The following is an 11,151-nucleotide window of genomic DNA, read 5'->3' as shown; positions in this document are numbered from 1 at the left end:
CTATGGCTGATCGCTGTGCGCGGCGGTGCCAAGCGTGCTCTTCAGCACCGAACAAGCCTGTGCTAGAGCCGATTTCGCTGCCGGCGATTGCCGCAGAGCGGTCAAGACGACGAAGTCGTGGATCGTACCCTCGTAGCGCACGGCCGCCGAGGCGGCGCCCGCCGACCGTAACCGCGCCGCAAACGCCTCACCCTCGTCGCGCACGACATCTGCCTCGGCGGTGATGATCAACGACGGTGGGAACCTCGCGAGGTCAGCATCGTCGGCGCGCAACGGGCACACTGTGGCGTCCAGACGTGCGTCCACATCGGGGGCGTATTGATCCCAGTACCACTGCATGTCATCACGACGCAATCCGTAGCCGCGCGCGAACGTTCGATAGGACTCGGTGGCGAAGTTCGCGTCGACTACCGGGGTGAAGGCCACCAGCTGCTCGAACTGAAACGTCTTGCGCCGAAGTGCCGTCAGGATCAGGCTGATCGCGAGGTTCGCGCCTTCGGAATCTCCGGCGATCGCCAGGCGGTTCGGGTCCAGTCCGTGATCTGGCCCGCGTGCGACGATCCAGGCTGCCGTGGCATACGCCTGCTCCAGCGCGAGTGGGTAACGCACCTCGGGTGAGCGGGAGTACTCGAGAAAGACCACGGCAGTCTGGGTTCGCACCGCGATGTCGCGCACTAGGAGGTCATGGGTGGCGGCGTCCCCGCGGACCCAGCCACCGCCATGCAGATAGAGCACAGCCGGCGCGGGGCGTTCCAGCCGCGGCGGCTCGACGATGCGGATGCGCAGTGCGTCTCCATCGGGTCCCGAGATCGTGATCCAGCGTTCGCTGACCCCGGGCTCCGCCGTCGTCGAGCGTTGCAACTCGACGAATGCCGCGCGGTGCATGTCCACTGACGCCACACCCGCCGGGACACTGCGATCTGCGATGTCGACGAACGCCTGCGCGGCGCGATCCAACGCCACGCCGTGCGGATTGGCGGCCCCGCCACCGCGCTCGCCGGAGATCGACACGCTCCTCAGTGTGGGGTAAACCGCGTGTATGTCCATCAGCCGGGTGACTGAGATCAGGGGAGACCGAATCCCGTCAGTCATATGACTGATGACCTGCCACACCCCCTACGTTCAGGCTGGTTGGCTGAGGCTAGTCAGGAAGGGCAGCGTGATGACGACGGCACCAGAGGCCATGGGACGGCCCATCAGCCGCGTCGAAGGCTTCGACAAAGTGACCGGCAAAGCCCAGTACACCGCCGACGTCGTCCTCCCTGAACTCGCGCACGCGGTGTTGGTGCAGACCGAGATCCCGCACGGCCGCGTCACCGAAGAATCTCTGCGAACCGCCGCCGTCGTGGTCGGTGGTGCACCGGGCGTACTGCATGTCCTGACGCCCCTGAACTGCCCGCATCTGCGTGCCTTGCCGCGGGACCTGACTTTCGATCTGCCGCTGGAGCGACGTCCGCCGCTCTCGGATCTCACCGTTCAACACGTGGGCCAACATCTGGCCATGGTGGTGGCGGACACCCTGGAGAACGCCGTCGCCGCCGCATCGCTGTTCACCGTGAACTACGAAACGGCACCAGCGCAATTGAACGCCCACGCCGTCGTGGAGCAGCCGACCGCGCCCGACGAGAAGGACGGCCAGATCCGTCACGGCAGCTACCTTCCCGATCACTTCGTGAAACTGCACGAGGAGAAGCTGCAAGACCACCGGGGCCAGCCCCCGTCCGCAGGCCCGGACACGATCCGCATCGACGCGCACTACACGACACCGACGAATGCGCACTACCCCATCGAACTCTCGGCGACCATCGCCCACTGGGATGGCGACCACCTCGACGTTCACGACAGCACCCGGTGGATCGCCGGCGAGCGGACCGCATTGGCCGCTTACCTCGACATGCCGGAGGATCGCATCCGCATCGTCGCACCACTGGTGGGCGGCGCCTTCGGGTCGAAGAGTTTCCTGTGGATGCACGTGGTGTTGTGCGCGGTCGCTGCGCGAGCCGTGGATCGGCCGGTGAAGGTCGTGCTCACGCGGGACCAGATGTTCACCTCGACGGGGCATCGTCCCCGGACCTACCAGGACCTGTCACTGATCGCCGACACCGGCGGTTCGATCCTCGGCACCGAGCATCACACGTTGACCGAGACGTCCACTGTCGCCCACTTCTGCGAGCCAGCCGGCCTTTCCACCCGTTTCTTGTACTCCTCCCCCAGCCTGGTCGTCTCCCATCGCGCCGCGCGAATCAACTCGCCCACACCGTGTTTCATGCGCGGCCCGGGCGAGGCGCCGGGATTGTTCGCGCTCGAGTCCGCGATCGACGAACTGGCCGAGAGACTCGGCATGGACCCGCTCGACCTGCGCGTCCGCAACCACGCAGACATCGATCAGGCGAGCGGTAAACCCTGGTCGGGCAAGCACCTGCTCGAGTGCTACCACGACGGTGCACGTCGGTTCGGCTGGAACGATCGGCCACTGACCCGGCGGGCGATGCGCCGCAACGGCATTCACGTCGGTTGGGGTATGGCGACCGCCACCTACCCTGGTCGTCGGATGCCCGCGGGATGTCGCGTGGAGACCGACGCGCAGGGCAGCGTGCGATTCTCATCGGCCACCCACGAAGTCGGCAACGGCGTGCGCACCGTGATGACGCAGGTCGCCGCCGACACCACCGGACTGCCGATGTCCCGGGTGACTTTCCTGTCTGGCGACTCGCTGTTCCCGGCGGCCCCCTACAGCGGCGCATCCCAGACCACGGCCACAGTCGGTTCTGCCGTCTTCGCGGCCGCCGCGGAGTGGAAACGCCGATTCGCCGACGCGGTGGTCCGTGACCAGTTCTCGCCGTTCCATGGCTGCGAACCCTCCTCTGTCGACATCAGCGCCTTGGCTCCGGAAACAGCCGCCGCCTATCGCGACACACTGAGCTTCGACATCACCAGCGACGAGGGCGAGCAGCGGGCAGAAGCGTTCCAGTCGTTCGGTGCTCACTTCTGCGAAGTCGAAGTCGACGAGCAGATCGGACGAGCAAGCGTCACCCGGTGGGTCGCCGTCATGGACTGCGGTCGGGTGCTCAACCCGAAACTGGCCCGAAACCAGGTGATGGGAGGCATCACCTTCGGGCTCGGCATGGCGCTCCTCGAGCAGGTCCCGCACGACGAAACGACCGCGCTTCCCATCGGGGAGTACTACCTACCGACCCACGCCGATCGCCCAGAATTCGATATCTCCTTCATCGACAAGCCCGACTACGGGCTCGATCCGATCGGCGTGCGGGGCATCGGCGAGATCGGTACCTGCGGGGTGCCGGCTGCGATCGCGAATGCCATCTACCACGCCACCGGCACGAGGCTGCGTCACCTGCCGATCACTCTGGAGGACCTCATGCGCCCCTACCAGCCGCCGAACGCCACCTCGTGACGACCAGCGACGCCGACACCGGGCACGGTGGGCCAGACCGCCAGCGCGGCTACCGCCTGGAACTGCGCATCAACGGCGACCTCCATCGAATCACTGTCGACCCCCGATCGACCCTGCTGGACCTGCTTCGGGAGCGACTCCACCTCACCGGCACCAAAAAGGGCTGCGACCATGGGCTGTGCGGGGCCTGCACAGTGGCAGTGAACGGTGAGCGGGTCGTCAGCTGCCTCACACTGGCGGCATCGATCGACGGGGCCGATGTCCTCACCATCGAAGGAATCGCAGACGGAAACCAACTGCATCCAGTCCAGCAAGCCATGCTCGACTGCGACGGATTCCAGTGCGGATACTGCACACCCGGTCAGATCTCGTCAGCCCACGCGATGTTGGCGGAGCACCAGCGCGGAGACATCAGCACGAGCACCTTCGAGGGCACTCGCAACGATGTGATCGCCGGATGTCGCAGGCTGACGACGCCGGAGATACGAGAACGGATGGCGGGCAACATCTGTCGGTGCGGCGCGTACGCCAACATCGTGGCGGCGATCCAGACGGTGGCCCAGGAGCGGCACCTGTGAAGACCTTTCAGTTTCGCCACGCCACCTCCGTCGCCGACGCCATCGACGCCGCCACCACCACGGGGGCGAAGTATCTCGCCGGAGGGACGAACCTCATCGACCTGATGAAGGGAGGCGTCGAACAGCCCGAGGCGCTGATCGATCTTCGGCGCCTCGGCCTCACGTCCGTCTCGGAGACCGACATCGGAGGCGTCTTCATCGAGGCAAGCGTCACGAACAGCGTCGTGGCCAACCACCCGCTCATCCGGACGCAGTACCCCGTGCTGTCCCACGCGATCCTCAGCGGCGCCACCACCCAATTGCGCAACATGGCCACGGTTGGTGGAAACTTGTTGCAGCGCACGCGATGTCCGTACTTCATGCAGACAGCCTTCACGGCGTGCAACAAACGCAACCCCGGCACCGGCTGTGCTGCGCGACACGGATTCAACCGGGAACACGCGATATTCGGCGCCAGCGACGGATGCGTGGCGATCCATCCCTCCGACATGGCCGTGGCACTGGAAATCCTCGACGCACAAGTGCACGTGCAGAATTCGACGGGCCGACGAACCGTTCCGATCAACGAATTCTTCGCTCTACCCGGCGGGACGCCCGAGACCGACAACACGCTGCAGCCGCACGATCTGATCCTCGGCGTCGAGCTGCCGCCCTCCAGATTCTGCGACAACTCCTGGTACCTCAAGGTGCGCGATCGCCACAGTTACGCGTTCGCGCTCGTGTCCGTCGCCGTTGGTCTTCACCTCGACAACGATCGCATCGTGTCAGCAGGGCTCGCCTTGGGTGGTGTGGCCGCGAAGCCCTGGCGGTTGCATGACGCCGAAGCCAGCCTGATCGGGCAGGCGCCTACAGCAGAGACTTTTCACGCCGCAGCGCAGCTCGCGATGACCGGCGCGCAGCCACTCAGTCAGAACGGATTCAAGATCGACCTGGGCCGCCACAGCGTGGTCAAGGCGCTCACCCTGGCCGCAGTCGACCGCGGTACCGGGGCCTGAGACCGGTTCCTTTCCCCGCAGCAGCGCACGTGTTAGAACCTACGAACATGAACACCGATCAGCACACCGCCGAACAATTCTCCAAGGTGCAGCGTGGCGCCGGCTTCATCGCAGCCCTCGACCAGAGCGGCGGCAGCACCCCCAAGGCGCTGAAGCTGTACGGCATCGACGAAGACGCCTACTCCGGTGACGCGCAGATGTTCGATCTCGTCCACGAGATGCGGACCCGCATCATCACCAGCCCGAGTTTCGACGGCGACCGCATCCTGGGCGCGATCCTCTTCGAGGACACGATGGACCGCGACGTCGAGGGCAGGCCCACGGCGGACTACCTGTGGAACGTCAAGAACATCGTGCCGTTCCTGAAGGTGGACAAGGGTCTGGCCGACGAGCAGGACGGCGCGCAGGTGATGAAGCCGATCCCCGGGTTGGACGATCTGCTCGCCCGTGCCCGCGACAAGGGCGTCTTCGGGACCAAGATGCGCTCGGTCATCAAGGCACCCGGCGCCGGTCTGCAGGCCGTGGTCGACCAGCAGTTCGAGGTCGGCAGGCAGATCCTCGCCACCGGTCTGGTGCCGATCATCGAGCCCGAGGTGGACATCCACAGCCCCCAGAAGGCCGAGGCCGAGGATCAGCTGAAGGCCGCGCTGCTGGCGGCCCTCGACGGCCTCGACGAGGCGGTGATGCTGAAGCTGACACTGCCCAGCGTCGACGACCTGTACCGCGAACTCGTCGACCACCCGAAGGTGCTGCGAGTGGTCGCGCTGTCCGGCGGTTACGACCGCGACGAGGCCTGTGACAAGCTCGCAGCGAACCACGGTGTGATCGCGAGCTTCTCGCGCGCTTTGACCGAGGGGTTGACCGCGCAGCAGAGCGACGACGAGTTCAACGCGACGCTGGACGCGGCCATCACCGCGATCGCCAAAGCATCCGCAACCTGAGCACCACGGCGTGACGAAACCCTGGGTCGGTTCTCCGACCCAGGGTTCGTTGTCGTTCGGACGTCAGGACGTGTGGACGATCAGCACGTCGGACTTCGCCCGGCGGGCGACGTTGGCCGGCACCGATCCGAGCAGTCGGCCGGCGATGGTGCTCAGTCCGACATTGCCGACGACGAGCAGGTCGGCGCCCACTTCCTCGACGAGATCGACCAGCGCATCCACCGGAGCGCCGACAACGGCCTTCTCCTCGATGTTCTCGGCGCCAGCGGCCTTCGCCCGGTCCCGCGCCTCACGCAGGATCGCGTAGATCGGGGCATTGCCGGACATCTTGTACCCCTCGTCCTTGAGCAGGTCCGCGGCGCGCTGGTCCTCGCCCTGAGGGAAGTACGCCGTCGAGACGATCAGTTTGGCGCCCGCGCCGGCCGCGATCTGGCCGGCACGATCCACCGCGCGCAACGAAGAGTCCGAACCGTCCGTGCCGACCACCACGGTTTGGTAGGCGCTCATTCAAATCCTCCCGATGTGAGTTGCTGCTCTGCCATTCCCAGGCCAATCGTGACAGTAACCCGGTATCCGGCGAACATGGGTGCGAATCACGACACCGGTGCGCCATTTGCCCAGGATCGGCGCTGCCGTGCGCTGGCAACGTCACCTCGGGGGTGGCGGCGTGACCTGGCCGACATGGCATCAGGGTGCACGGGCGCGGGTGCGCCTCGTCCGCGGCAGCGGATCAACCGCCAGGTCCTGCCGCAGGTGTGTACTCGGCCGCGGGAACATCCTGCTGCGCAGACAATTTGGTGTCGACGGCGAGGCCGACGACACGCCGCGCAGCGAATGTCGCGGCCTCGTCGATCATCCCGTTCCACATGTAGGAATAGTGGGCGAACATGTCGAACCCTTTGGAGCAATAGGGATCGTTGGTCGCGCAGAGGTCGATCGTCTTGCTGCCGTAGAGCGGACTCAACGTGGTCAGCGGACCGAGGTTGGCGTAGTCGCGTGACGGGTTGCCGAAGACCGCGATCGCCGAGACGTGACTGACCATCGCGTCGGGCAGCGGTGAGGGCGTGAAGAACCACAGCTTCTTCTTCCCGATGGTGATGAGGTCGATCACCCCGGCGCCCTGGGAGATTCCGCCGAGCACGATCTTGGTCTGAGGACAGATACCGGCGATGTACTGGACGTGCTTGTTGGCGTCGACTGCACCTTCGGATGTCGACTTCGAGAAGTCCCAGCTGGCGGAGTAGTCGACCGCGTAGGCCTCGATCTTCTTGGTGCTCAACTTCTTCTGCAGGGATTTGACGAAGAGCGTACCGACCGGGCCGAATCCCGGCTTGTCGCTGGTGCCCCGCGCGAAGACGACTTCGACGTCCGGGCACGAGGCCGCCGCAGCGACGGGTGCACGAACGGACAAGGCACACAGCGCCAACACGCTGGTGACCGCAATCCCGAGCGCACGAGCTGCCTGGCGAGTGCTCACGCGATCACCGTGTCACAGTTTCAGCAAACATAGCGAGTTCGGCAACTCAATGGTGATCGATGTGTTGCCGAACTGTGTCGCAGCTGCGCCATAAAGCGTTGTGACGTGCTGCAATTCACAATCACCTTTTCGCTATGTGGATAGCGAATCCCCCGGGATGTCGAGCTCAGTGGGCGGCGCCGAGCTCGACGAGCAGCACACCAGCCACGATCAAACCCATTCCGGTGAGCATGGTGGGCGTGAGCGGCTCGCGGAACAGGATGCGCGACGCCGCAGCGGTCAGAGCCACCCCCGCCGCGGCCCAGATGCCGTAGGCGACACCGAGCGGCATGCCGTGCTGCAACGACGCGGACAGCATGGTGAACGCGACGACATAGCCGATGAGCACGACGCCGTAGAAGGCGCGACGGCCTCCGGCGGCCACCCGTAACGCCAGGGTGCCGGTGACCTCCGACGCGATGGCCCCCATCAACAGCACGTACTGCACTACGGCGCACCGTCCGCGGAGTCCTCGGCGTGACGCGCGCCCATCTCGACCAGGAGCACGCCGGCGATGATGCACCCCATGCCGATGCCCATCAGCACGGTGAACGCCTCACCGAAGACGATCGACGACAGGATCGCGGTCAACGCAACCCCGATCGCCCCCCAGATGCCGTAGGCCACCCCTAGTCCCATACCGCGTTTGAGGACGAGCGTGAGGAACACGAACGAGGCGAAGTAGCCGCCGACCACGACGACGTAGAGCGCGGGCGTGGCGACCGCGCCTTTCAGCGACAACGTGGCGGCGACCTCGCTGACGATGGCGCAGAGCAGGAGAAGCCACGTCACGAGGACTCAAGGTACCCGGGTACCGGTGCGAGCGGATGACGGGATTCGAACCCGTGTAAAGGAACAGCTCAGCGGGCTATTACGCCTCACGGGTACGCACTGGGTACACACACTCCGCCCCAAGCTGCGCCGCCACGTCGTCCAGGTCATCTTCGTAAAGGTGGCCGTACTGATCAAGTGTCATCGTGGCCGTGGCATGCCCTAGCAGTCGCTGCACTGTCTTGATTGAGGCGCGCGCATGCGACCTGATCGCAAGGCTTGCGGTGGTATGCCGCAATTCGTGCGGTGTCAGACCCGCATGGCCGATGTCCTCGGCTGCCGCATCGAACCAACCGCGCCGAAATTCACCCGGTTGTAGGTAACCACCCTTGCCGGGAAACAGCAGCCAACCAGGTTTCCGGCCCTCTGCACGGTCAGCTAGCACATCGAGCACCGGCTTGGGCACCGGCACCGAACGCGTCTCGTGATTCTTGGTGGTGCCGAGACGGTTGTAACTGCCTTTGCGGTCTTTCTCAACCGCCTTTGTGATGTCTATACGTCCCCGATCAAAGTCCACGTCGCCGACGTTTAGCGCGATGACTTCACCCCACCGGGGGCCGCAATAGCCCAGCACAAGCACTAGGGCGTCCAGCTCTCCGCAACCGGAAGCAAGGTCGGCCAACTCTTGGTGCGTCAGGTATCGCTTATCGGCCCTTGCCTTGCGTGGCAAATCAACGCTGGTCGCTGGATTACCCGATATCAGGCGGGCGCGCACCGCGTAGTCCAGAACGCCGCGTAGCACGTGATACGCCTGCACGACCCGCGAAGCCGAGAGCGTGCCCCCACGGTTAGACGGCTTGGCCTTATTGAGAGCGTTGACCCATTTTTGGATGCTCTGCCAGTCGATCTCCCCCACCGCCGTAGCTCCCCACTGGGGCAGGACGTGTGTGTCCAGCAAGCTCCGATAATTGTCGAGCGTTCCCGCTTTCACCTTGACGGCCTTCGATTCGTACCACTGTTCAGCGATCTCAGCGAAGGTCACGCGACCTGCCTTGCGGGACGCATAGGTGCCGGTGACCAGCTTGGCCGACTCCTCCTTTTGGCGCGCCTCAGCGTCTCTCTTGAGGGCGAAGTGCGCAGTCTCGATCTTGCCGCTGGGATGTATGACGGTGACCCGGTACCGCTTCCCCCTACCCTTTCGGGCGGTCGGGCGACTGAGGTCGGGCCTGCCGTTGGTCTGGGAATACCAGAGGTCTTGAAGCTTCACACCGGGTTCACGCATACCGGAAGACGGTACACACAGAACCCGTGTCGAGTAGCCGGGACGCGCCGTCTCGAAATCGGACGCCGTATCGCTTCGATTTGAAGCACTTCGTTCGTACAGTTGCCAACGGAAGGTGCTATTCACAAGTGACCGTTAAAGGGACGGGGCACCGGCTGGAATGTCGCGACCGGCGCGACACCTAAAGATCACAGATTCACCTAAAATGTCACAGTTGATGACGGTCGCCGATTTGTGCGCCGAATTGAACATTCCGACCTCCACCGCTTACTACTGGAAGCAGATCGGCAAGGGGCCGAAGGCTGCGCGCATCGGTAAAGAGTTGCGTTATCGTCGATCCGACGTGAACAACTGGGTTGAACAGCAGTTTGCGGACAGCTAGCGCCATGCCCAGTTTGCAAATATGCAAATCCAGGGGGGCTACTGATACTCTTGTTTTAAAGGGTAAAAATACGCTCTCCGAAGTGTCACCTTTGCAGCCCAACCAGTCCGCTACTCCTACCGAATTGCGGGAGCGCCGGGAAGTCTGGGGCGCGGACGGATGGCAAATCAACGGCTACGGATTCCTTTACAGGAACATGCGCAAAGTGCAGCCACAGATTCGAAACGGGATGCCAATTGTGGCGCTTGGTGACAACTACTACGGAAACCTGTTACCGGCCTACGAATCGCATGGTCAAGTCTTCCTGGACGAAGTGGTCGCTTACGCGTTCCTCGGCTGGCCGCGCATCCAGACGATGATGTCGTGGCCCGGCGATCAACCCGCCGAGTCGCCTAATCGGTGCGTCTCTAACGGGATGCTCGTTCACCACCTAGACGGCGACCTGCTCAACTGTCGGCGCGACAACCTGACATGGCGCGCTGATCCGGAGTACTTCCAGGTCGCTGCTGCGAGGGATGCATTGAGAATGCTGCGCCCGAACGGGCTTGTGGTTCGCAGGAAGCCGCCTGGTGCGTTTCCGTTCTCGCCGTCGCGCCGCGACGAGCCGAGATTCACGGGTTCTGACAGCCTGCCGGGTTGGACGCCGACTGAGAGCAAGAGGGCCGCAGCTTGAGCGGCCACCATACACAGATAGGAGATAGTCCGATGGCGCGAGAAACGTTGCCTGAGTACACCATTGAGCCAACGTTCCTACGGGTCATTCCGGGGCGTGTCAGCGGCGACCCTAGTGTGCCGATGATAGGCATTCAGGCACAGGATAAGCAGGGCCGCTTCACGCTTCCCCTGTCGGCTACCGACGCAGCGGCGATGGCGAAGCTGCTGATGATGTTCGCAAACGATGTACGCATAAGTCAGGGACTGCCCGCTTACGCGGCCTAACTCAAACTTTGACCGTGCTTGCCCGGCTCCCGGCTTAAATGCCAGGAGCCGGGCTAATTGCACATTAACCACAGAAGGGGGAACCGTGATTGTGGTCATCGACGGAAACGACGGCTTCACTATTGCCAACAACGGCCAGGTGATCGCGGGCCTGACAGATGCAGAAGCCGACACACTCCGCACGGCGCTAAACGCGACGCTAAAGCCCGTTAACACCGGGGCAATTGCGCCCGCTAAAGCAGCTGCGCGTATGCGGCCACCGCTCATGCGCTACCCAATTACGCGCAAGTGACCACCGTCCCCGCTGCGTTCGGGCAGCCCTACACAGTTAA

General features: G+C 64.1%; 13 protein-coding genes and 1 tRNA gene. 7 read left to right on the top strand and 7 right to left on the bottom strand.

All coding sequences use genetic code 11. The annotated features are described in order from the left end of the window. Positions 1-1,011 (bottom strand): alpha/beta hydrolase, encoded by a 1,011-nt coding sequence (locus ACZYYX_RS27505; RefSeq protein ID WP_463817988.1) that lies wholly within the window; start codon positions 1,009-1,011, stop codon positions 1-3. A gap of 151 nt (positions 1,012-1,162) precedes the next feature. Between ACZYYX_RS27505 and ACZYYX_RS27500 the strand changes: the two genes are divergently transcribed. Genes ACZYYX_RS27500 through ACZYYX_RS27485 form a run of 4 tightly spaced genes read left to right on the top strand, consistent with a single transcriptional unit; the run spans position 1,163 to position 5,929 of the window. Beyond that, a complete protein-coding gene (locus tag ACZYYX_RS27500) occupies positions 1,163-3,415 on the top strand; it encodes a xanthine dehydrogenase family protein molybdopterin-binding subunit (RefSeq protein WP_463817987.1) in 2,253 nt (750 codons plus the stop codon). After that, complete coding sequence (locus ACZYYX_RS27495; RefSeq protein ID WP_463817986.1) at positions 3,412-3,993, top strand: (2Fe-2S)-binding protein; 582 nt, start codon at positions 3,412-3,414, stop codon at positions 3,991-3,993. Before ACZYYX_RS27500 ends, ACZYYX_RS27495 begins: the two co-directional genes overlap by 4 nt. Continuing rightward, positions 3,990-4,988, top strand: a complete 999-nt coding sequence (locus tag ACZYYX_RS27490) for an FAD binding domain-containing protein (protein WP_463817985.1) — start codon at positions 3,990-3,992, stop codon at positions 4,986-4,988. The genes ACZYYX_RS27495 and ACZYYX_RS27490 overlap by 4 nt, the downstream gene beginning before the upstream one ends. A 47-nt stretch (positions 4,989-5,035) precedes the next feature. Beyond that, entirely contained in the window at positions 5,036-5,929 is an 894-nt protein-coding gene (locus ACZYYX_RS27485; protein WP_463817984.1) for a fructose bisphosphate aldolase, read from the top strand. Between the two features lie 63 nt (positions 5,930-5,992). Here the strand turns inward: ACZYYX_RS27485 and ACZYYX_RS27480 are convergent, their stop codons facing one another. From ACZYYX_RS27480 to ACZYYX_RS27455, 6 genes are all read right to left on the bottom strand, one after another. Further along, on the bottom strand, positions 5,993-6,436 hold the full coding sequence (locus ACZYYX_RS27480) for a universal stress protein (RefSeq protein WP_221361050.1): 444 nt from the start codon (positions 6,434-6,436) through the stop codon (positions 5,993-5,995). Between the two features lie 223 nt (positions 6,437-6,659). Then, positions 6,660-7,406, bottom strand: coding sequence for a cutinase family protein (locus ACZYYX_RS27475; protein ID WP_463817983.1), 747 nt, complete (start codon positions 7,404-7,406; stop codon positions 6,660-6,662). Positions 7,407-7,572: 166 nt separating this feature from the next. Further along, entirely contained in the window at positions 7,573-7,893 is a 321-nt protein-coding gene (locus ACZYYX_RS27470; protein ID WP_463817982.1) for a DMT family transporter, read from the bottom strand. After that, positions 7,893-8,237 (bottom strand): DMT family transporter, encoded by a 345-nt coding sequence (locus ACZYYX_RS27465; protein ID WP_463817981.1) that lies wholly within the window; start codon positions 8,235-8,237, stop codon positions 7,893-7,895. The genes ACZYYX_RS27470 and ACZYYX_RS27465 overlap by 1 nt, the downstream gene beginning before the upstream one ends. Before the next feature lie 30 nt (positions 8,238-8,267). Beyond that, a tRNA-Ser gene (locus ACZYYX_RS27460) sits at positions 8,268-8,355 on the bottom strand. Then, positions 8,317-9,498, bottom strand: a complete 1,182-nt coding sequence (locus tag ACZYYX_RS27455; protein WP_463817980.1) for a tyrosine-type recombinase/integrase — start codon at positions 9,496-9,498, stop codon at positions 8,317-8,319. Before ACZYYX_RS27455 ends, ACZYYX_RS27460 begins: the two co-directional genes overlap by 39 nt. 217 nt (positions 9,499-9,715) lie before the next feature. On the opposite strand from ACZYYX_RS27455, the gene ACZYYX_RS27450 reads away from it, so the two are divergent. From ACZYYX_RS27450 to ACZYYX_RS27440, 3 genes are all read left to right on the top strand, one after another. Then, positions 9,716-9,880, top strand: a complete 165-nt coding sequence (locus tag ACZYYX_RS27450; RefSeq protein WP_463817979.1) for a helix-turn-helix transcriptional regulator — start codon at positions 9,716-9,718, stop codon at positions 9,878-9,880. An 82-nt stretch (positions 9,881-9,962) separates the two neighbouring features. Next, the gene (locus tag ACZYYX_RS27445) at positions 9,963-10,553 is read left to right on the top strand and encodes an HNH endonuclease family protein (protein WP_463817978.1); all 591 of its coding nucleotides are present in this window, start codon (positions 9,963-9,965) and stop codon (positions 10,551-10,553) included. Positions 10,554-10,904: 351 nt separating this feature from the next. Then, a complete protein-coding gene (locus ACZYYX_RS27440) occupies positions 10,905-11,111 on the top strand; it encodes a hypothetical protein (protein ID WP_463817977.1) in 207 nt (68 codons plus the stop codon). Positions 11,112-11,151: the final 40 nt, after the last annotated feature.

Source organism: Mycobacterium sp. IDUB_1, from assembly GCF_055419625.1.
The sequence above is the reverse complement of the archived record's forward strand: the minus strand, read 5'-3'. Positions and strand labels throughout refer to the sequence as shown.